Annotated in this window: 18 protein-coding genes and 1 pseudogene; 10 read left to right on the top strand and 9 right to left on the bottom strand. The window is 69.3% G+C overall.

Annotation, left to right across the window (positions count from 1 at the left end; genetic code table 11):
* Positions 1-42: 42 nt before the first annotated feature.
* The 5 genes and pseudogenes from L1857_RS25675 to L1857_RS25655 all read left to right on the top strand — a co-directional run.
* A complete protein-coding gene (locus L1857_RS25675) occupies positions 43-1,596 on the top strand; it encodes a flavin monoamine oxidase family protein (protein ID WP_116111157.1) in 1,554 nt (517 codons plus the stop codon).
* A gap of 52 nt (positions 1,597-1,648) precedes the next feature.
* Positions 1,649-2,266, top strand: coding sequence for a TetR family transcriptional regulator (locus L1857_RS25670; RefSeq protein ID WP_162831090.1), 618 nt, complete (start codon positions 1,649-1,651; stop codon positions 2,264-2,266).
* Positions 2,267-2,315: 49 nt separating this feature from the next.
* Positions 2,316-3,650, top strand: coding sequence for a flavin monoamine oxidase family protein (locus L1857_RS25665; RefSeq protein WP_116111155.1), 1,335 nt, complete (start codon positions 2,316-2,318; stop codon positions 3,648-3,650).
* 11 nt (positions 3,651-3,661) lie between these two features.
* Positions 3,662-5,086 carry an APC family permease gene (locus L1857_RS25660; RefSeq protein WP_249466495.1) on the top strand — a complete coding sequence of 475 codons (1,425 nt, stop codon included), beginning with the start codon at positions 3,662-3,664 and terminating at the stop codon, positions 5,084-5,086.
* A 189-nt stretch (positions 5,087-5,275) separates the two neighbouring features.
* Positions 5,276-5,392, top strand: a pseudogene (locus tag L1857_RS25655) (alcohol dehydrogenase catalytic domain-containing protein); the annotation flags it as partial.
* Positions 5,393-6,125: 733 nt separating this feature from the next.
* Here the strand turns inward: L1857_RS25655 and L1857_RS25650 are convergent.
* Positions 6,126-6,962, bottom strand: coding sequence for a site-specific integrase (locus L1857_RS25650; RefSeq protein ID WP_116111153.1), 837 nt, complete (start codon positions 6,960-6,962; stop codon positions 6,126-6,128).
* Positions 6,963-7,033: 71 nt separating this feature from the next.
* Positions 7,034-7,813: a transposase family protein gene (locus L1857_RS25645; RefSeq protein ID WP_249467477.1), complete on the bottom strand. Its 780-nt coding sequence runs from the start codon at positions 7,811-7,813 to the stop codon at positions 7,034-7,036.
* 391 nt (positions 7,814-8,204) lie between these two features.
* On the opposite strand from L1857_RS25645, the gene L1857_RS25640 reads away from it, so the two are divergent.
* The gene (locus L1857_RS25640) at positions 8,205-8,471 is read left to right on the top strand and encodes a hypothetical protein (RefSeq protein WP_116110320.1); all 267 of its coding nucleotides are present in this window, start codon (positions 8,205-8,207) and stop codon (positions 8,469-8,471) included.
* A gap of 152 nt (positions 8,472-8,623) precedes the next feature.
* Here the strand turns inward: L1857_RS25640 and L1857_RS25635 are convergent, their stop codons facing one another.
* Together L1857_RS25635 and L1857_RS25630 are read right to left on the bottom strand one after the other, a co-directional pair.
* Positions 8,624-9,331: a histidine phosphatase family protein gene (locus tag L1857_RS25635; protein ID WP_116110321.1), complete on the bottom strand. Its 708-nt coding sequence runs from the start codon at positions 9,329-9,331 to the stop codon at positions 8,624-8,626.
* Between the two features lie 29 nt (positions 9,332-9,360).
* Positions 9,361-10,515 carry a PEP/pyruvate-binding domain-containing protein gene (locus L1857_RS25630; protein ID WP_116110322.1) on the bottom strand — a complete coding sequence of 385 codons (1,155 nt, stop codon included), beginning with the start codon at positions 10,513-10,515 and terminating at the stop codon, positions 9,361-9,363.
* 50 nt (positions 10,516-10,565) lie between these two features.
* Between L1857_RS25630 and L1857_RS25625 the strand changes: the two genes are divergently transcribed.
* Both L1857_RS25625 and L1857_RS25620 read left to right on the top strand, forming a co-directional pair.
* Positions 10,566-10,970, top strand: a complete 405-nt coding sequence (locus tag L1857_RS25625) for an SANT/Myb-like DNA-binding domain-containing protein (protein ID WP_116110323.1) — start codon at positions 10,566-10,568, stop codon at positions 10,968-10,970.
* Entirely contained in the window at positions 10,967-11,440 is a 474-nt protein-coding gene (locus L1857_RS25620) for a transcriptional regulator (protein WP_116110324.1), read from the top strand. Before L1857_RS25625 ends, L1857_RS25620 begins: the two co-directional genes overlap by 4 nt.
* Positions 11,441-11,475: 35 nt before the next feature.
* On the opposite strand, the gene L1857_RS25615 is transcribed toward L1857_RS25620, so the two are convergent.
* The 3 genes from L1857_RS25615 to L1857_RS25605 are packed head-to-tail and all read right to left on the bottom strand — an operon-like array spanning position 11,476 to position 16,089.
* Positions 11,476-12,438, bottom strand: a complete 963-nt coding sequence (locus L1857_RS25615) for a LysR substrate-binding domain-containing protein (protein WP_240323138.1) — start codon at positions 12,436-12,438, stop codon at positions 11,476-11,478.
* Between the two features lie 16 nt (positions 12,439-12,454).
* Positions 12,455-14,110, bottom strand: coding sequence for an amidohydrolase (locus tag L1857_RS25610; protein WP_094008213.1), 1,656 nt, complete (start codon positions 14,108-14,110; stop codon positions 12,455-12,457).
* Positions 14,111-14,121: 11 nt separating this feature from the next.
* Positions 14,122-16,089, bottom strand: coding sequence for a primary-amine oxidase (locus tag L1857_RS25605; protein WP_255407956.1), 1,968 nt, complete (start codon positions 16,087-16,089; stop codon positions 14,122-14,124).
* 100 nt (positions 16,090-16,189) lie between these two features.
* Between L1857_RS25605 and L1857_RS25600 the strand changes: the two genes are divergently transcribed.
* Positions 16,190-16,807 carry a TetR/AcrR family transcriptional regulator gene (locus tag L1857_RS25600; protein ID WP_094008211.1) on the top strand — a complete coding sequence of 206 codons (618 nt, stop codon included), beginning with the start codon at positions 16,190-16,192 and terminating at the stop codon, positions 16,805-16,807.
* Here L1857_RS25600 and L1857_RS25595 read toward each other — a convergent pair.
* Positions 16,798-18,258, bottom strand: coding sequence for an aldehyde dehydrogenase (locus L1857_RS25595; protein WP_116110326.1), 1,461 nt, complete (start codon positions 18,256-18,258; stop codon positions 16,798-16,800). The two genes, L1857_RS25600 and L1857_RS25595, sit on opposite strands and share 10 nt — an antisense overlap.
* Before the next feature lie 246 nt (positions 18,259-18,504).
* On the opposite strand from L1857_RS25595, the gene L1857_RS25590 reads away from it, so the two are divergent.
* Positions 18,505-19,947 (top strand): purine-cytosine permease family protein, encoded by a 1,443-nt coding sequence (locus tag L1857_RS25590; RefSeq protein WP_094008209.1) that lies wholly within the window; start codon positions 18,505-18,507, stop codon positions 19,945-19,947.
* Between the two features lie 63 nt (positions 19,948-20,010).
* Here L1857_RS25590 and L1857_RS25585 read toward each other — a convergent pair whose 3' ends face one another.
* Complete coding sequence (locus L1857_RS25585; RefSeq protein ID WP_249466492.1) at positions 20,011-20,946, bottom strand: helix-turn-helix domain-containing protein; 936 nt, start codon at positions 20,944-20,946, stop codon at positions 20,011-20,013.
* Positions 20,947-20,953 lie beyond the last annotated feature (7 nt).

Here is a 20,953-nt window from a genome sequence, read left to right as displayed (position 1 = left end):
GTGTCTCCTCCCGCCAGTTCCAGATCTCGCGACGCTAACAGGATGACGGTGGCCGGAACTTCGGCGCGGCGGACGAACCCGGCGGACGCGATCTGTGCACGGTGCCCGACCCGCCGGTTCCTGTTGACACGGACGAGGACCGGACGCATTCTGGTCAAGCGACCAAGTCGGCTGATCATCAGCCTTTCTCATCGCACCTCGCCTGACAATCCTTTTCAGCAACAAGCCGAAATCTGCCGGCCGCAGGAAAAAGGAGAAGTAATGTCGCAACGTTACGACGTCATCGTCATCGGCGCGGGTTTCGCCGGCGCCGCCGCGGCACGGGAGTGCGCGACACGAGGCTTCCGCACGCTGGTGCTCGAAGGCCGTGACCGGATCGGGGGCAGGACCTGGACCTCCCGGTTCTCCAACGGTCAGCCGATCGACATCGGCGGTACGTACGTGCACTGGCGCCAGCCCCACATCTGGGCCGAGCTGACCCGATACGGCCTGACCGGCGACCTCATCGCCGCGTCCGAGACCCCGGAAAAGGTACTGGCGCCGTCCGGGGACGGGCTGAAATGGGTGGACGCGGCCACCCACCGCAAGCGCGAGGCCGAGCTCATGAACCGGATCTTCGCCGATGCGCGTGACTACTTCCCGTTCCTCCCGGATCCGCTGGCGGCACGGGAGAAGGTGGAGAAACTGGACCAGCTGACCATTCGCGACTGGCTCGACCAATTCCAGTTGTCGCCGGAGGACGACGCGCTGGCGACCGGTTTGCTGACCTACGAGGCGCTCCGGCCCGCGGACGAGGCCGGGATCCTCACCTGGGTCTGGTGGTGGGCCCAGTCCGGCGGCGATTACGACTCGGCGTACGAGATGCTGCTCGGATACCGGCTGCGGAACGGGATCGGCAGCCTGCAAGAACGGATGCTCGCCGACGGCGGCTCCGAGGTCCGGCTCGGGCAGACCGTCACCCGGGTCGTCTCTGGCGATGCCGGTGTCGAGGTGTCGACGACCGACGGGCACACCTACCAGGGTGCCGCGGTGGTCGTCGCGACGCCGACGGGTTCCTGGCTGGACATCGACTTCTCGCCCGCGATCGCGCCGGAGCGGTTCGAGGCGGTGCGCGAAGGGATTCAGGGCCCGCGCGCGGCCAAAGTGCTGGCCCGGATCAAGGGTGAGCCGCACAGCATCGAGGTGGCCAGCGGCGACGCGTACCGCATCAACACGATGTGGACGGAGCGGCGTGACGCACCCGACGAGCAGACGGTCGTGGCCGTCGCGGGCAGGCTCATGAAGGATCCGAACGACAAGGCCGAGATCGCGGACGGCATCAGGGAACTCCTTCCGCACGTCGAGGTTCTCGAAGTGGCGGCTGGCGTCTACGACGCGGGCGATCCGCACTCGCGAGGCGCGTGGATGTACCTGCGCCCCGGCGTGATGACCCGCTTCGAACCGTCGCGGAAGTTCATCGAACTGGAAGGCCGCATCGCGTTCGCCACGGCCGACATCGCGACCGTGCTGGTCGGTTACATCGACGGTGCGATCGAGACCGGACTCAAGGCAGCGCGCAACATCCGGCGGTTCATTCCAGGAGCTGACGGAAGCTAAGCCCGTGCTACCGTCTGGGTCGGCCGACCAAGTCAGCGGGCAGGGGGAGCGCATGGTCCGGATGGCGGCGGATGACCGTCGACAGCGGTTCATCGAGGCTGCCGTCCAGGTCATCGGCGAGCATGGCGTCGGTGGCGCCACCACGCGGCGCATCGCGGCCGCCGCGAACGCCCCGCTGGCGAGCATCCACTACTGCTTCGCCACGAAACAGGACCTTCTCGTGGCCGTTTTCCAGCATGTCGACGCCTTGATCCTGGACGCGGTGCAGTCGACGGGCCGGCATGCGGGGATGGGTAAGGCGGCCGCGGCGTTCCTCGTCACCGCATGCGAGTGGTACACGGCCAATCCCTCCTACGCGCGCGCCCAGCTGGACCTGTACCAATGGATGCTGCACCAGGGCGGCAAGTGGTCGAAAATCGCCAGGACCGCCTACCGGTCCGGGGAGCGGAAGTCTGCCGGCATACTCCGTTCCTGCATGCTGCCCGGCGAGGACGACGACCTCGTCGAGCCACTGGTCCGCCTCGTCTTCGCCATCGTCGACGGGCTTGTCCTCGCCTGGTTCGCCGACCATGACCGCAAGCGTATGCGGGCCTCGATGGACCTGGCCGTGAAGTCCATCGAACTCATGGCTGACCGACCCGGCGCCAAGACCGCGCACCGGGCCCGCTAGACCGGATCTTTTCCTTCCCACCAACCGCGTGACTCACAAAGGAGTGATCATGCCAAAAAACTATGATGTCATTGTGGTCGGCGCTGGTTTTGCCGGCGCCACGGCGGCTCGCGAGTGCGCCGTCCGAGGATTGCGCACACTGGTACTCGAAGGCCGGGACCACGTAGGCGGACGAACGTGGACATCGCAGATGTCCGACGGTCAGCTCGTCGACATCGGCGGCACGTACGTGCATTGGCGTCAGCCCCACGTGTGGGCGGAAATCACGCGCTACGGTCTGGCCGACGATCTCGTTCCGGGCGCTGTGGCGCCCGACCAGTGTTTCGCTCCGTCCTCCTCGGGCATGGCCTGGGTCGACGCCGCGGAATACGACAAGCGTGAATCGGCGCTGCTGGACAAGCTCTTCCAAGAGTCCCGGCGTTATTTCCCGCAGCCGTTCCAGCCCCTGCTACGACGAGCGGACGTCGAAAAGTTGGACCGGACCACGGTTCGCGAGTGGATGGACAGGTTCGACCTGTCGGAGGAGGACGACGCGCTCGTCACCCAGGCGCTGACCTACGAGACCATGCGCTCGGCGGAGGAAAGCAGCATCCTGACCTGGATGCGATGGTGGTCGGTGTCCGGCGGGGACGCCGATTCGGTGTACGAAGCCATCCTGGGCTTCAAGCTCGCGCGGGGGACGGCGAGTCTCCTCAACGCAATGCTGGCCGACGGTGGCGCCGAGGTCCGCCTCGGCGAAGCAGTGACCACAGTGGAGTCGACCGGCCAGGGCGTGCGGGTGTCGACCGCGGGGGGCCGGACGTATTCGTCCGCTGCCGTCGTGATCGCGACGCCGACCGGGGTGTGGCCCCACATCGATTTCTCCCCGGCCCTGTCCCCGGAACGGATCCAGGCGGCGCGGGAGGGCATGCAAGGAGCCACCGGGGCCGCGAAGATTCTCATTCGCATCAAGGGGGAGCCGCGGAACATCAACGTCCTGAACAGGCCAGGACGTCCCCTCGACGCGGTCTGGACCGATTCGCGCCAGTCGGCCGACGAGCAGACCGTCGTGGCGATCGCCACGGGTGGCATGACGGACCCGGGCGATCCCGCCGAGGTCGCGGCGGCGTTGCGGGAGCTGCTGCCGCACGTGGAGGTCGTCGACGTCGTCCCTGGCGTGTACGGGATGGACGACGAGTTTTCCCGGGGCGCGTGGATGTACTACGGCTTGGGACAGCTGAGCGGCTACGAACCACACACGAGGTTCATGGAGCTGGAGGGCCGCATCGCGTTCGCCACCGCGGACATCGCGACCGGCTGGGTCGGCTACATCGACGGCGCCATCGAAACCGGCCTCCGCGCGGCACGCGCTGTGCGGCAGGTCGTGTTGTCAGACCGCCGATAGGGAGGCCCACCATGCCTGACCCAGAAGTGCGGAACCAACGCGAAGCAGTGGATTCCGGCGGGGTGGTGCACCTGGAAGCGGGTCACCTCAGCCGCACCCAGATCGTTCTGTTCGCGATCGCGGCCGGTTCTCCCGCGGTCGGGATTTCCCTCGTTCCCATGTTGATGTTCTCCTACAGCGGGATGCAGAGCTGGCCCTCACAGCTTCTCGGGATGGCCGCGACAGTGTGCATCGGACTGACGGTCAGCTTTTTCGCGCGGCGGTACGTGGCGACGGGTTCGATCTACTCGTACATGGGCAACGCGTTCCAGGGTCGCTGGGCCCGCATCGTCGTCGCCGCGGCGCTGCTGTTGGGGTTCGTGCTGCAGGTCGCGATCATCGTCGGCGTCGTCGGGGTGTTCCTCGGCAGCTTTCTCACCGAGATCGGAGTGGACGCCGCGACCGGCGCCGCCTTCCAGGCGGTCATCTACCTCGTCGCCCTGGGCGCGGCGGCACTCATCGCCATCCGCGGCCTGGACGCGTCGGTGCGCACCGTGGTCATCGCGGCGGCCGTGTCACTTCCGCTGCCACTGCTCATCACCGTGCTCAGTGGTGCCCACACCGGTCTCGAGCTGCCGCACCAGTTTGATCTGGACGAACTTTCGGTCAACGGGACGTTCCAGGGCTTCGCTGCCGGCGTGACGTTTCTCGTGGGGTTCGAGAGCCTCGCGGCGCTGGCTGCCGAGACCCGGGATCCGAAGCGGAACGTTCCCCTCGCCGTCATGTCGTTGCCGGTCGTGCTCGGGATCGCGTACCTGCTCGCCACGATCGTGCAGCTGCCCGGGCTCGCCGCCGCGTCGGCGCAGATCGAAGCCGGGCTCTCACCGCCCGCCGCGCTCGCTCTGCACGCCGGGCTGCCTCCCGCGGTCGGAACCGCCGCGGACCTCCTCCTGGCCGTGTCGATGTTCGCCGGCCTGGTCGGGTTCGTGAACTTCGGCTCCCGTTTCGTCGCCACCCTGGCCGCCGACAAGCTGCTGCCATCCCGGCTGGCGGTCGTCCACCGCCGCTACCGCAGCCCGGCTCTCGCGATGATCGTCCTGACCGCGGTCGGGTTCGTGGTGGTGGAGTCGGCGGTAGTGGTGGCCGGCGATGTCACCAGCGGCTACACGGCGCTCGCCACCGCACTGGTCTACTCGTGGCTTCCCGCCTACCTCCTCCTCTCGATCGGCGCGATCGTCCGGACGCTGCGGGACAGGCGTGTGCAGTGGCGCGTCATCGTGGCCGCGGCCCTCGCCGCACTGGTCATCGTGTGGCTCTACATCAACGATGTCCTCAACCCGCCACCCGGGCCGTCAGCAGTCATGCGCTGGGTGACGTACGGCACGATGGCCGGGCTTCTGGTGATCTTCGGGCTCGTCGAGTACAGGCGGCGCCGGGCGGCGCACCGGACAGCCTGACGGGTTCGGCGGCCGGACGAGAGCCCGGCCGCCTCCGAGACGGTCACGACAGGAGGAAGCGGGACGGGTGCTCGGGAACCGGGAACTGCTCGGGCTCGGGCCACGCGCGCTGCGGGAGGTGCGTGGCGCCCGGATCGGCATGGTGTTCCAGGAGCCCTCAGCCGCGCTCAACCCGACCACGCCGTTACCGGGGACATTCCGGTCGGCATCTACCCCTGCGCCGGCGGCCACGAGGGCGCCGGCGTGATCACCGCGGTCGGCCCGGACACTCCCGCCTTCGAGGTCGGGGATCACGTCGTCTTCTGATTCCTGCCTGCCTGCGGCCGGTGCGAGTTCTGCGCCAGCGGCCTGTCCAATCTCTGCGACCTCGGTGCCTCGCTGCGCACCGGCGCCCGAGCCGACGACCCGGCCAGGTTCCGGATGCACCTCGACGGCGACCCGGTCGGCCAACAGTGCGGCATCTCCACCTTCAGCGAGTACACCACCGCCTCGATCGCCTCGGTCGTGAAGATCGACAAGGACGTCCGGGGGCATCAGTCATGCCCGGCCTGGCGACCATGGCCCTTGGACAAGAGCCGCGAAGAAGGTAACGGGGGAGCGGCGTGGGGAGCAAACGGGGAGCAGACGGAGGCTTTGAATGGTGCTGAACTGCGCCCGACGGCTCCGAACGGACCCGCGCTAACCTGCGGAAGGCATGTTTTCCCAGGTCGGCGCGGTATCGCGTACATAGTTCACACCGAAGAGGTCAACGCCAGGCTGCGTTCGCAGGTAGCGCGGACTGACCGAACACCCAGCCGACTGGTGGAGCAAGGAGCGAAAGTGGAGCCGCCGATGTTCGTGTTGTTCGCTGAGCTGCCCCGAATGTGCCGCAACTGCCCCAGCTTGTGCAGGGGATTCTCCGTTTTCGCAGGTAAGCGCGTTGCCTCCACTACTCTGGGGGTCAAGGGGTCGCAGGTTCAAATCCTGTCAGCCCGACGGCCAGAGAAGACCCCTGACCTGCTTTAAAAGCCAGGTCAGGGGTCCTTTTCGTTCAGCGATCTCAGCGCGCCGAGTGACTAAGTGGGTGACTAAGGCTGAAGATCTGGTCCATCGCGGTGGCGGCTTCGACCATCACCGGCCGGATCTGGTGGCGGTAGACCTGCTCGGTGACAGCGGTGCCACTATGGCCGCACAGGCGCGAAATGTCTTCCAGAGGCACCTTGGCGTCGGACAGCAGCGAGACGAAGCTGTGCCGCATCTCGCGAGGTGTCCACTCCTCCGCGATGAGCCCGGCGGCCGCGACGACCTTCCGGAACTGGCGTCGGACGTTGTGCGCATCCAGCTCCGTACCGACCTGCGAGGCGAACACCAGCCCGTGTTCCTGCCACCTCTGCCCGCTCGCCACCTTCACGGCTCGTTGCCGCATTCGATGCAGTCGGAGCGCAATCACACAACGCTTCGGCATCGCGAGGGTGCGCCTCGACTTCCGCGTTTTCGTATCGCCGCCAGCCCGGACAGACCGCCAGACACTGATGGAAGGCAGCACCGGGGGATCGGCGGTGACGTCACCAGCCAGGTCTACGTGATCCCAAGTCAGCGCGCGCAGCTCCTCCGTTCGGGCACCGATCAACAAGGACAACACGATGTACGCGTGCAGCGGTGAGTTTTCCGAGGCAGCCAAGACGGCTTCCGCCTGTTCGAGCGTGAGGGACTTTGATGGCCTTCCATCCTGTCCAGTAGGAATTTCGCAGAGCGCGACGACATTACGCTTCACCTTGTCCCGTGCCTGTGCGTGCTTGACAGCTCGACTAAGAATCGAGTGCAGCAGCCGTAGTGTGCGCGTGCTGACAGAACAGGCTAGTTCGGCCAACCATTTGTCGACATCTTCTGCGGTCAATTCGCGGAGCTTGCGTTTGCCTAAGGGCTGTCTCGTAGCTGGTGTTGTGGTTGGTGGGGCTAGTGGTTGGGTCAGGCTGTGAGGATGATGTTGTGGAGGTTCGCGATTCCGGAGACGGTGTCGGCGAGCGTGCTTGCGGCGCGGCGGTAGTCTCGCAGGATTGTGAAGTTCTTTGTCCGGGAAAGGACATGTTCGACGCGGGCGCGGACCTTGCGGTGGACGGTGTTGAGATGTTCCTTCCAGTCCGGGAGGTTGCTGCCGTCGCGGGGTTTGCGGTAGGGCATGACGACCTCGGGGTTTCCTTGGTAGCCGCCATCGGCGATGATCGGCCGGTCGGCGAGTTGCTCGGCGATGCCGGAGTCGCGGTAGGCAGTGCAGTCGTTGCGGCTGCCTGGTTGCGGGTCGCCGGTGGCGATCACCAGCCGGGTCTCGGGGTCGATCGCGACCTGCACGTTGGTGGAGTACCGGTAGTTCTTCGACGGCGTGGCCAGCCGGTGATCGCGGGTCGGGGCGAGGGTGCCGTCCACGATCGCGACCGCATCGATCCGGCGTTTGCGGACCGGGGCCAGCGCCGGCAGCGGTCCGACCGTGTCGATCATCCGATGAGCCGCGGAATGCGACACGCCGAACAGCGGCCCGATCTGGCGCATCGTCAGGTTCGTCCGCCAGTAGGTCGCCACCAGCAGAACGCGGTCGGCCAGCGGCAACGCCCACTGTCGGCCTGCTCGGCCGTCCGCGATTTCGTCCCCGCCTCGCTTGGCGACCAGCCGCACGAGCGTGCGGAACTGGGCCGGCTCCAGCCCGGTGAACGGGCCAATCCACTCCGGCCGCGATGCTGTGATCACCCGCACCACAGCATCATGATCAACTACCGGAGCAGCTAGCCCGGCACCGGGTTACGAGACATCCCTTAGAGCGGCATTAAACGGAATTGAACGGAACCGCACTGCCCCAAAGTGCCCCAGCCAACCAGGGAATCCTCCAAAGCCGCAGGTCAAGCGGTCTAGCGCACCACACTGGCAGTGTGAGGGGTCGGCGAGGTGGATCGCCAGGTGCTGGAGGTCAGTTCACGTTCAGCTGGAATGTAGTGGCGCTGCAATAGGGTGGATGGGAAGCGTGCGCCTCGTCGATTGCAAGATCAGCAGGCGGGAGCAATTTGGAGTGAGGCTCAGGACGTCAAGGAGGCAGGACCGTGGGGGAGCTACACTGATGTCGAAGTCATCTTCACCGGATAACAGTGGCGTGGACGAGGCATTCACTGAGGCCGGGCGGATGGTCGTAGCCGGCGGTTCGCTTGCCGAACTGATCTCGTACATGAGATCGGCGCCGTTCGCGGCTACGCCCTTCAATCTCCTCAGGGTGCTTACTCAGGAGGTTGGTATTCCCCTTGCGCGTGCCAGAGAAGTGCTGACTCTCATCGATCAGGACCTCGGGTCTGCGGAGGGACGCGACGCCGAACGGGAGTGGGATGCCATCGTGGGGCAATACCGGACCGGCCAGGTCCGGTGACCCAGCGGCCGCGCGAACCGGTGCGGTCGCCGGCCGAGTTCACCAATGGGGGAGCGGGAGCGAAACCAGCGCGCGCGGTGTTCCACGCCGACCCAGACCAGCGCGACTGTGCCGCAACTGCCCCATGCTGTACTGGGAAATTCTCTATTTTCTCAGGGGCAGCGGCCCGTTATCCAGGTAGACGGGCCGCTGCGTCTTTCTATGCGAGAACTGCCCAGGGCGTGCCACCGCCGGCGTCGCCGTGATTGTCTTTGCCGTTCAGGGGCGCGGTGTCTTGGGGAACCCGTCCATCGGAGGTCGGGGGGTAGGTGGCTCATCTCGTTGAACATGACGACGCTCGGCGGTAGCTTGGGCCGGTTCTCGATGACCGTCAGCGCCGCGTTGGCGCTGCTGAGTCCCAGCCACCGCACCGCTGGGGCGGCCAAGGCGTGGCGGACGAGCCACGCGATCGGGTAGGCGTGGGTGATCAGCACTTCGTGAACGTCGTCGTCCTGGTCGGGGGCGGTGGCGAACCTCGCGGTGAGGCTTTGGGCGATCTTGTGGCCCGCCGCGGCCTCGTCGGCGTCGTAGCCGTCGAAGAACGGCACCCAGGACGGTGGGGTTTCCTCCGGCGCCGGCACGTAGGGCACGTGGTCGATCAGTTCGGCCGCCTCACCGACAGGGGCACTGCCGCTGAGGAAGATGTTCAGTTCCCGTGCACTGTCGGCAGCGCGGGGCAGCGGGGAATGCCACACGGCGTCAATGGGTAAGTGCGCCAGGCGCCGGCCGAGCAGGCGGACTTGCCGTCGCCCGGTGTCGGTGAGATTTCCGAAGGCGTCGGCGTCACCGTGGCGGGCGATGTAGAGGTATCTGGTTGCCACGAGCGTGTCCTTTCCGCGGGTGGGCCGGGTCAGCGGACGGTGATGGTTCCGGCTGTCCCGTCGAGCGCGATCCGGTCACCGTTGCCGATGCGGGTGGTGGCATCCGCGACACCGAGGACGGCGGGGATGCCGTACTCCCGGGCGACGATCGCGGCGTGCGACAGCGCGCCGCCGGTCTCGGTGACGACACCGGCGGCGATGGTGAACAGCGGCGTCCAAGCGGGATCGGTGTAGGGGTAGACGACGATTTCACCGGGGCGCACGCGCGGGAAGTCCGAGGGACCGCGCACGATCCGCGCCGCCGCGGTGACCGCTCCGTGGGAGCCGGGCGTTCCGCTCAGTGATCCGATCGCGCCGGGCACGCGGCTCGGGGGCAAGGGCGCGGTGATGGGGCGTGCCTGCAGAATCCACACCGCACCTTCGGCGACCGCCCATTCGATGTCTTGCGGGGTTCCGAGAATCCCCGCTACGCGCGCGCCCAAATCCGTCAGCGTCGCTGCCGTGGCGTCATCCAGTGCTCGCGCGGCCTGCTTGTCCGGTGCGACCGTGCTGGTGACGACGCCGCTGTGCTCGTGGTCGAGGTCCGTTCGAGTCCGTTTGCTTCCGACCCAGCAGCCGATGGTTCCGTCGGGCGCGACCTCGTAGGTGTCGGGGGTGACGGTGCCGCCCACGACGGCCAGGCCCAGACCCCACGATGCGTCGATCCGAGTCGGTGCTCCCGGCTGTTGGGGTGTGAACAAGACGCCGGACACCTCCGCCTCGATCACGCGCTGCACGAGCACCGCCATGCCGGGAACGAGGTGTGCGGTGCGGCCGGCTGTCCGGCTCCAGTACTCGCCCACCCGCGTGGCGCGGACCGACTCCCAGCAGGCCGCTATCGCCTCACACACGTCGTCGACACCCCGAGCGCCGATGACGCTCTCGTACTGGCCCGCCGCCGAAGCACCGGCGGTGTCCTCGTCCGTCGCGGAAGAACGCACCGCCACCACCGGGTCACCCAGCCGCGCAAGCTCCCGGGCGATCGCGTCGCGTAGCGAGCGCCCGACCGCGGAACCGGGCTGCTGCCGGCCGCAGGGCACCACGAACCCATCCGGCACCGGCAACCCCTCGCGCAGCAGCACACCGAGCGTTGCGGCCTTGCCTCCCGAGTTCGCGCGGGTCGCGTCAGTGAGCGCCGCCGGCATCAACACGCCTATCAACGAAACGTTGACAACAATATGTTGATAGTAGCAGGATGGTTGTCGTGGAACGGAAGCGCGATCTCGAACGACGCGTCAGCGCCGAGCATGCGCAGGCTCAGCGTGAGCGCGACGCCCAAGACGTCCTGCTCGAACTGGGCGCGGACGAACTCGAACCGCGCCCGTGGCGACCCGCGCCGGTCCCGCCGACGGCGGTCGATCTGACGCAGTACGCGCTCTGGCGCTCAGCCGACCTGACCCCCGATGAGCTCCTGGCCGCGCTGGCACTGCTCCCGGCGGCTCGGGCCGAGGTCGAGGGTGTGGAGATCGGTCTGCTCTTCACCGCGCGAAACCAGGGGCTGACGTGGGCGCAGATCGCGGAGGCCATGGGTTTCCGCTCCCCGCAGGCGTGCCAGCAATACGTGAACCGGCTCAGCGCCAGACAGGACAAATCGCCATGACCGATCAGTCGTTGCTGGAACTGCCCGTCCTGCACGCGGTACGCCTCCTGGGGTTCGCGAACAGCCGGGCAGTAGCCGAGCGTGCCGGAACGAACCATGACGAGGCACTGCGGGTGCTGCGCGAGTCTGAGCGCGCGGGCTGGGTGCAGCATGGCGCGTTCGCCGACATCGACGGGTGGTCGGAAGACGTGGTAGCGGCTGTCTACCGCGAGTTCCTGCCGCTCAACGCGCGCCTGCTGCGGGCCGTAACGGACTGGCAGATCAAACCGGCCGGGACGGACCGGTTCGCTCCCAACGGCCACAGTGACAGGGCCTACCGATCGGCGCTGCGCAAGGCCAGAAGCGGGCAGCACAACTGGATCGGCAAGACCGATGTGGACTCCTGCCACCGGGTCTGGTTCCAACTCCACGAAGACCTCGTCGCCACCCTCGGCATCGACCGGCTGACCGAAAGCCAGGCTCCGAAGTAGACGAAGACCAGCCGGCGTCCGGACCAGGGCCCGGATCAACCGCCCGCAACCGCGGGGAACTCGTCGGCGCAGCCGGGAAATCCGTGAGCCGTCGGGTCCTCGGTGACCGCCGGGCGGCATCGCGCGTACATCTGCCGGCAGAGTGTGATGAACTCCTGCGCCCTGCGGGTCGTGCGGGCGCCCCGCATCCACGCCACCACGATGTCCAGCGGCTGGACGTCGTCGCTCAGTTCCAAGGGGACCGCGCGTGCTCCGGCGTACGTGGTCTCCGCTGGGGGGCGCTGGTTGAGCAGCGCGAAGCCCTGACCGTGCGCCACCAGGGCCCGCACGGTTTCGTAACCGGCGCTGCGGTGCCGGATGCGCGGTTCCACCCCCGCCTCGCGCAGGATCGACTGGAGGTACTCCCGGCTGTTGGGCAGGTCGAGCAGCACCATGGGCTCTCCGGCGAGCTGCGCCAGCGACACCGTGCCGCTCCCGGCCAGTGGGTGGTCGGGGCCCACGAGGGCGTACGGCGGCGCGGTGTCCACCACGACGTGATCGATGTCGTCGTCGAGGTCGTAGCCGTACAGCAGCGCGACCTCGTACTCCCCGCCCCGCAGCGCGGCCTTGATCGCGGAGTGCTCGCCTTCCCGCACGGACACCACCACCCGCGGGTGCCGGTGTTCGAACTCGGCCAGCAGGCCCGGCAGGCGGAACGGCGCGAGCGTGGCGAAGCAGCCGACCGTCAGCGTGCCCACCAGCTCCGTACCCGCCTGTCGCGCCGCCTCGACGAGTTCGGCGCCGTGGGCCAGGAAGTCGAGGACCCGCCGGTGGAACGCCTGCCCCGCCGTGGTCAGGCTCAGCCCACGAGCGTGGTGGCGCAGCAGCAGCTGCACCCCCAGCTCCCGTTCGAGCTGGGCGACCGCGGTGGAGACCGCCGACTGCGACACCATCAGCTCGCGTGAGGCGGCGGTCATGCTCAGGTGCCGGGCCGCCGCCTCGAAGTACCGCAGCTGCACGAGGGTGAAGGAGGGCTCAGATATCGCGATGCACCTCCTCGCCCCCCACGAGCGTGAGCACCGTCTTCGCGGCGCTGACCTGCTCACCGGACAGGATCGGCCGGTCCAGCAGGGCGAGGTCGGCGAGCATGCCCGGCGCGATCACTCCCGTCTCGCCGTCCGCGTGGTTGGCGTAGGCCGAGCCCGCCGTGTACGCCGCCAGCGCCACCCGCAGGTCGATGGCCTGCACCGGTTCCAGCGGCTCGGACAGCACACCCTCGCCGACCGCGTGCGGGTCCTCCGGCGGGCCGAGCCGGGTGGCGGCCGTGTAGATCGCCCACAGCGGGTTCGGGTCGGTGACCGGCCAGTCGCTGCCCATCGCCAGCCGCGCCCCGGCCCGGTGCAGCGCTCCGAACGGGAAGTGGTGCGGCTCCCGGTGCGGGCCGAGCAGTGGCAGCTTGCGCTCGACGATCTCCCGGTCCCGCCGCGCCCACAGCGCCTGGATGTTGGCGATGACCCCGAGCTCGGCGAACCGCGGCACGTCGTCGGGGGAGACCACGTCCACGTGCGCGATCTGGTGCCGGTTGTCGTGCCCGGGGCCGGCGGCGCGGGCGGCTTCCAGCGCGTCGAGGCATTCCCGGACGGCCCGGTCGCCGACCGCGTGCATGTGGATCTGGAACCGGCGCCGGTCCAGCTCCACGCAGATCCGCTTCAGCTGCTCCGGATCGATGAACGACAGCCCCGACTCCGTGCCGTGGTGGAAGTTGCCGGCGTACGGTTCGAGCATCGCGCCCGTGCAGTTCTCGCACACACCGTCCTGCATGATCTTCACCGTCGTGGCGCGGAACCGGCCGACGGTGCCTGCCGCCCGCCGTTCTTCCAGCGAATCCAGCTGGCCGAGACCGTCCTCCGCCGACCACCACAGCGCGCCGGCGACCCGTGCGGTCAGCCGGCCCTCGCCCGCGAGCTTCAGGTAGGTCGGCAGCGGGTCCGGCAGCCCCCACAGCGAACCGACGCACGCGTCCTGCCACCCGGTGACACCCATCGAGTGCAGGTGCCGCTGAGCGGCCAGCAGCGCGGCTTCGGCGAACTCCGCGGTGATCGGCGGCAGCAGCGAGGTGATGAGATCGCCCGCGCGTTCGACGAGCACCCCGGTGGGGCGCCCGTCCGGATCCCGGTTGATCCGGCCGTTGGGCGGGTCGGGGGTCTGCTCGCCGATCCCGGCGCGTTCGAGGGCCCGGCTGTTGGCCCACACGCCGTGCCCGTCGTGGCTGACGAAGACGGCGGGCCGGTCCGGCAGGATCTCGTCGAGGAAGTCGCGGTGCGGCAGCCCGCCCGGGAAGGTGTCGCCGAACCAGCCGTTGCCGCTGATCCACTCGAGCCCGGGATGGTCCTCGGCGTAGGCCCGGATCGCCGCCCGGTACCGCTCGGGTGAGTGCGGCAGCCGGGACAGGTCGCACGTCAGCAACTGGACGCCGGCGGCCAGCGGGTGGACGTGGGCGTCGGTGAACCCGGGCAGCAGCGTCGCGCCGCGGGCGTCGACGACCTCGGTGCGCGGACCGGCCAGCTCGTCCAGGGGTGCCCGGCCGACCGCCTGGATGCGCCCGCCGCTGATCGCCACCGAGGTGGCGCCCGGTGCGGCCGAGAACACCTCGGCGTTGACGATGACCAGGTCGGGATGGCTGGTGCTCACGGTGGCCCCCGTCACTGCTGGGCCGGGTGGCAGCAGGAGGCGTGGCGCGGCTGCGGGGCGGGTGTGTCGAGCGCCGGGTTGGTGTCGAAGAAGCCGGTCGGCTTGAGCACGAACCCGGTGTGGTCCACCGGCATGATGGGCCAGTCCTCGGTGCGCGGGTAGTGGGTGAGCCCGAAGGTGTGCCACACCACCACGTCGGCGCCGTCGAGGTCGCGGTCGGCGCGGACCCAGGTGTCGATCCCGGTCCGGCCGTCGTTCTGGTTCACGTACTCGCCCGACGGGAACCGCTCGTTCTCGTCGTAGGCGGTGACCCACAGGTGCTTGCGGGTGAACGCCGCCCGGCGCGCGATGGACGACTGATCGTCGGCCAGCAACGTCGGCAGGCCCTCCGGGTGCAGCGTGTAGGCGACGGGCCGGCCGAGCGCGTTGCGCCGTTCGGTGTTGCTGATCCGCCACACGCGGCCCCGGTTGCCGTCGGCCAGCCGCGCGGCCTCGGACTCCTTGGCCAGGCGCGTGATCCTGCGGGTGAACCCGTTGCCGTACGGGTTGGACGGTCCCATCGGGACGCGCTGGACGTCGATTTCGTCGACGGCGTTGGTCAGGCCGTCGACCATCATGTCCAGCCGGGCGGAGAACAGGTGCTGGTGGTAGGGCGCCCCCACGCCGGGCGCGATCTCGCTCGCCCACGGGTACTCGGCGCCGTCCGGCCCGTCACCGGGGTAGGCGGAGGCGAACACGATGCCGGTGGCCTTGCACTCCAGCTCGATCGTGCCGTCGAGGTAGAAGTACCAGTAGAAGCCGTAGTCGTAGTTGCCGACGGTCACGAAGAACGACACGACCATCCGGCGCTGGCGGCGGGTGGAGACGCTGCCGTTGTAGCCGTCGGTGTGCTTCCACAGCACGCCGGCGTCCTCCTCGTGCATGCAGATCGCGTTGCGGATCGTGCGCGGGTGGCCGTCGTCGTCGTGCAGCGTGGCGTCGAGGTAGTGGATCTCGCCCAGGCAGTCGCAGCCCAGCGTCAGCGAGTTGGCCTCCTTGCCCAGCGAGTACTCGCCGGCGTCGAAGTAGTTCTGCCAGAACCGCACCGGGCCGGGGTCGCCGTAGGGCACGACCATCTCCGCGACCGAGGCCCGGTAGACGATCGGCCGCACCCGGTCGCCGTCGGCGAAGCCGATCTGGTGCAGGGTCAGGCCCTCGACGGCGTTGAAGCCGACGCGGAACTGCCACTTCTCCCACGTCACGACGTCGCCGTCGACGGTGAAGCTGGGCCCTTCGGGCTGGGTGATCTCGATCGGCTTCTGCGTGGTCCGCGACGGCCGGGCCGGGTCGTCCAGGTGGTAGTCGTAGGCGGTCACCGGGATCTCCACCGGGCCCTCGTCGATGAGGTCGTGCACGCGGCGGCCGATCAGGTCGACGTAGGCCACGACCCCGTCGATCGGGTGCGCCCAGATGTTGTCGTCCTCGTTCAGCTGCAGGAACGCCAGGCAGCGCACCAGGCGCAGGCCCTCCTCCCCGGGGATGCCGAAGCAGCCGGCGCTCAGGGCGGACACCCGGACCGAGCGCGGTTCGGTGATGCCGCGCCGCCGCATGGCCGCGTTCCAGGCCTCGTCCTTCCAGAGGATCTCCTCGACCAGGTCGAACTCCTCGTGCAGGATCGGTGGCTGCCCCTCGGCGACCACGTCGACGACCCGGTCGGCCAGCACGCGGCCCTCGGTCACCGAGACCAGCACCTCGCGTACCTCCCCGGTGCGGCGGTCGAGCAGCAGCGACCGGACCCGCCGGTCCAGCGCCTGGCCGGGGGCCCACGCCAGCACCTCCGCCTTCGCGGGCTCGTGCAGCGACACCAGGGCGAAGCGGGTGTCGGCGGTGGCGATCCCGGCGTCGTGGAGCAGCTCGCGGTTGCGGGCGACCTCATCGCGGGTCAGGCGGGCGAGGGGGTGGTTCATGCGCGTCTCCGTATTCTTTGCGACGTAGCGCAAAGAATGACCGCAAGGCAGCCAGATGTGCAAGACTTGCGCCCAGGAACTTCGGCGAGAGGCGGCGTGAGTTTTTTGATGCAGACCATCAAGAATTCAGATCGTGGCACGACCTAAGGACCAGGCGAAGCGCCGCGACGAGATCGTGGCCGCGGCAGGCCGAGCCATCCTGCGCCGGGGCCTGACCGGGCTGCGCGTGCGGGACGTGGCCGAGGAGGCCGGTCTGTCGGCCGGGCTGGTCAGCTACTACTACCGCGACCTCGACGAGCTGCTGCTCGAGGTGCACCAGGACGCGGTCGACCGGTTCTACTGGGGACGCGCGGAGGCGGCGGACAGCGAGACCGATCCGCGGGGCCGTCTCGTGCGGATCGTCGAGGCCGGGCTGCCCGCCGACGAGAACGACCCGGTGTGCCGGGTGCTGTACGAGACGCACGTCCACGCCTCGCGCAGCCGGACCCACGCCGCGCTGATGACGGCGCTGTGGGACCGCGAGGTGTCGCTGTACTCCGCCGCGCTCGCGCACGGCCGCGACGCCGGCGTGTTCCGGCTGCGGGGGCCGGTCGCCGACGTCGCCGCCAACGCGGTCGCCCTGGAGGACGCCTACGGGTTGCACGTCGTGGGCCGGAATTCGAGCGTGTCGGTGCCCCGGGCGCGGGCGCTGGTGTTGCGTTACCTGGAGACCGAGACCGGCTGCGAGCTCACCGGCGGCGGTCAGGCGTAGGCGGTCCAGACGGTCTTGAGCCCGGTGTACTTGTCGAAGGAGTGCACCGACAGGTCCCGGCCGAAGCCGGACTGCTTGAACCCGCCGAACGGAGTGGCCGTGCTCAGCGCGTCGACGGTGTTGACCGACACGGTGCCGGCGTGGATCTCCCCGGACACCCGGTGGGCCCGGGCGAGGTCGCGGGTCCACACCGAAGCGGCGAGCCCGAAGGGGGTGTCGTTGGCGAGACGGATCGCCTCGGCCTCGGAGTCGAACGTCAGCGCCGCCAGCACGGGGCCGAAGAGCTCCTCGGCCACGAGCGGGTCCTCCGGGCGCAGCCCGGAGACGACGGCCGGATCCAGGAAGGCGCCGCGCCGGGATCCTCCGATGTGGACGGTTCCGGTGCTCTCGGTGACGGCGCGCTGGACGCGGATCGCGGCGGCTTCGTCCACCATCGGCCCGAGCTTCGTGGCCGGGTCCAGCGGGTCGCCGGGCACCCACTTCCGCACCTCGGCCACGAGCCGGTCGAGGAAGTCCGCGGCGATCGACCGCTGGACCAGCAGGCGGGTGGTGGCCGAGCAGACCTGGCCGGAGTTGGCGCAGAACCCGAACGCGACCAGGCCGGCCGCCGCGTCGAGATCGGCGTCGTCGAACACGACCACCGGGCTCTTGCCGCCGCATTCCAGCCAGACCTGCTTGAGGTTGGACTCCCCGGCGTAGCGCAGGAAGAGCCCGCCCACCGGGGTCGAGCCGGTGAACGCGAGCACGTCGACGTCCGGGTGCCTGCCCAGCGCCTGCCCGGCGGTCTCGCCGAGACCGGGCACGACGTTGAGCACGCCGTCCGGAATGCCCGCTTCGACGGCCAGCTCGGCCAGGCGCAGCGCGGACAGCGGGGACTGCTCGGCGGGCTTGAGCACCACGCTGTTGCCCGCGGCCAGCGCCGGCGCGAGCTTCCAGCCGGCGATGTCGAGCGGGAAGTTCCACGGCACGACGGCGCCGACGACGCCCAGCGGCACGCGGCGGATGACCGCGAAGTTGCCCGGGGGAGTGGGCGCGACCTCGTCGTAGAGCTTGTCGATGGCCTCGGCGTACCAGGCGAAGCAGTCCGCGGTGGCGGGCACGTCCATGCCGGACGTGTCGGCGATCGGCCTGCCGACGTCGGCCGTGTCGCACAGCGCCAGCTCGTCCGCGTTGTCCCGGATCAGCCCGGCGAGGGCGAGCAGCCGCCGCTTCCGCTCGGCGACCGCCAGCCGCGACCACCGGCCGTCCTCGAACGCCCGCCGCGCCGCGGAGACCGCGAGGTCGATCTCGTCGGCCTCACACGCGACGACCTCGGCGACGACCTGTCCGGTCGCGGGGTTGGTGTCGGTGAAGGTCTTGCCGGACTTCGCCTCGACCCAGTCGCCGTCGACGAAGGCCGCGGTCCGCGGCCGCAGCCGCGCCGCCGCACGCACCCAGTCGCCATGGTTCATCACGTGGACACCTTTCGTCGGAGCTGCGTCTACTATCGCCACCAGCGGGAGGCCGGGAAAGCGGAGGTTTCCGGCGGTGTGCATCGGAAACGCCGATGCAGGCTTGAATCTGAACGGCAGATGCAGAGTGTCGATTAATACGATTTTACAGAAGCCAGGGTGCGATCTAGCGTTTCCCCAACGGCAGGCTGTGTGACGGCCGGATTTCCGGGCAACGGTGCCCGAATTCGCCAGGGAAGGCTGGAAATGGCGCCCAACGAGACCCTCCAGGTCGAGAAGCATTCGATCGATTTCGTCCCCCATTCCGAACGGTACGGGAAGGCGCGCGGCCTCTTCCCGATCTGGTTCACCGTCAACGCGAACATGCTCACCATCGCCACCGGCGCGGTCGCGGTGGCGCTGGGACTGCCGCTCGCGTGGGCGATCGTCGCGGCGGTGGCCGGTCACGGCATCGGCGCGGTCTTCATGGCCGCGCACTCCGCGCAGGGACCGGTGCTCGGCATCCCGCAGATGATCCAGAGCCGCGCGCAGTTCGGGTACCGCGGCGCGGTGCTCCCGCTCGTGCTCGTCGTGCTCATGTACCTCGGCTACATCGCCAGCGGCGCGGTGCTCGCCGGCAACGCCCTCGCCGAGTTGCTGGGCTGGGACGTCGACGTCAGCATCGTCCTGACGACCGTCGCCGCGACGGTGATCGCGATCTTCGGCTACCGGTTGATGCAGGTGTGGGTCAACGCGGTCTCCTGGGTGACGGCGATCGCGTTCGCCGTCCTGACCATCGGGTTCTTCTTCCGCAACGACGTCGGCGGCGCCTTCGCCACCGGCGAGTTCAGCTGGGGCGTGTTCCTGCTCGCGGTCACGCTGTCGGCGACCTGGCAGCTGACCTACGCCCCGTACGTCGCCGACTACAGCCGCTACCTGCCCGCCCGCACCTCGGCCAAGGCGACGTTCTGGTGGACCTACGCCGGCTCGGTCGTCTCCTCGGTGTGGATGTTCGTCTTCGGCGCACTCCTGGCCGCCGCGGCCCCGGAGGCCTTCGGCGGTGGCTCGGTCCGCTTCGTCGCCGAGCAGGCGGGGTTCGCGCCGTGGCTGTTCCTCGCGATCATGGTGCTGAGCAGCCTGCCGATTCTCGCGGTCGACCTGTACGGCGCGTTCATGTCGCTGGTCACGATCACCGGGGCGCTGCGCCACGCCCGCACGATCTCCAAGCGCGGCCGGGTCCTCACGGTCTCGCTGCTCTCGGCGACCGGTGTGCTGATCGCCATCCTCGGCCGCGGCGACTTCCTCGACAACCTCGAGAACTTCATCGTGCTGCTGGCGGTGGTCCTCGTCCCGTGGACCTCGATCAACCTCGTCGACTTCTACTTCGTGCGCAAGGAGCGGTACGACGTCGCCGACATCTTCAACCCGGCCGGCCGGTACCAGGGGACCGACTGGCGCGCCATCACCGCCTACGCCGTGGGCGTCGCCGTCGAGGTCCCGTTCATGAGCACGGCCCTCTACACCGGACCGCTGGTCGAGGTCCTGGGCGGGGCGGACATCTCCTGGCTCGTCGGGCTGGTCGTGTCGGCGGTGGCGTTCTACGTCCTGATGAAGCGCTACCCGGTGCGCCGGGGTTACGCGCCGGTCCCGGAGGGCCCCGAGCTCAGTCAGGCACGCGCCGGTGCCCCGTCTCCCGGCGTGCCTTCGTAGCGCCGGCGGATGACGCCGGAGGACCTCGACGTGGCCGGCCAGCGCGTCCAGCACCGGGCGCGGTCACGCGCGGAACGTGCGGCGGTAGGTGTCCGGCGGCACGCCGATCGTGCGCTGGAAGTGGCGCCGCAGTGTGGTCGCGGTGCCCATGCCCGCCGCCGCGGCGATGGTGTCGATGCTGTCGTCCGTGGTCTCCAGCAGCTCCTGTGCGCGGCGGATCCGTTGCGCCAGCAGCCATCGCAGCGGGGTGGTGCCGGTGACCGCGTGGAACTGGCGGGCCAGGTGGCGTGAGCTGAGGTTCGCGCGGCGGGCCAGGTCCTCGACCGTCAACGGCTGGTCCAGCCGGCTCATCACCCACGGCAGCAGCTCGGCCAGGGGATGGCCGTCCGGCTCGGGCACCGGGGTGCTGACGAACTGGGCCTGGCCGCCGTCGCGGTGCGGCGGCACGACCAGGCGGCGGGCCACCACGTTGGCGATCGCCGAGCCGTGGTCGAGGCGGACCAGGTGCAGGCACAGGTCCATCGCCGCGGCCTTGCCCGCGGACGTCAGCACGCGGCCGTTGTCGACGTAGAGCACGTCCGGGTCGACCGTCACCCGCGGGTAGCGCGCGGCCAGCTCGCCGGTGTGGGCCCAGTGGGTGGTCGCGCGCAACCCGTCCAGCAGGCCGGCGGCGGCGAGCACGAACGCGCCGGTGCACAGGGACACCACTCGCGCGCCGGCCGCGTGGGCGGCGCGCACCGCCTCGACCAGGCCGGCCGGCGGGTCCTCGTCGACGTCGGCCAGCGCGGGCACGACCACGGTGCCCGCGCGCGCCAGCCGGTCGAACCCGTCGTCCGGCTCGACCAGGAACCGGCCCGCCCGCACCGGGTGCGTGCCGCACACGCTGAGGTCGTACCAGGGCACCCGCACCGCGGCGGGCGCCGAGCCGAAGACCTCGCAGGCCAGCGCCAGCTCGAAGTGCAGCATCCCGTCGGTGGCGGCGACCGCGACAGATCTCATGTCGGAA

The sequence above is a fragment of the Amycolatopsis thermalba genome (assembly GCF_023376025.1).
Lineage (GTDB): Bacteria > Actinomycetota > Actinomycetes > Mycobacteriales > Pseudonocardiaceae > Amycolatopsis_E > Amycolatopsis_E thermalba.
This window is presented reverse-complemented; position numbering and strand designations above follow the sequence as displayed.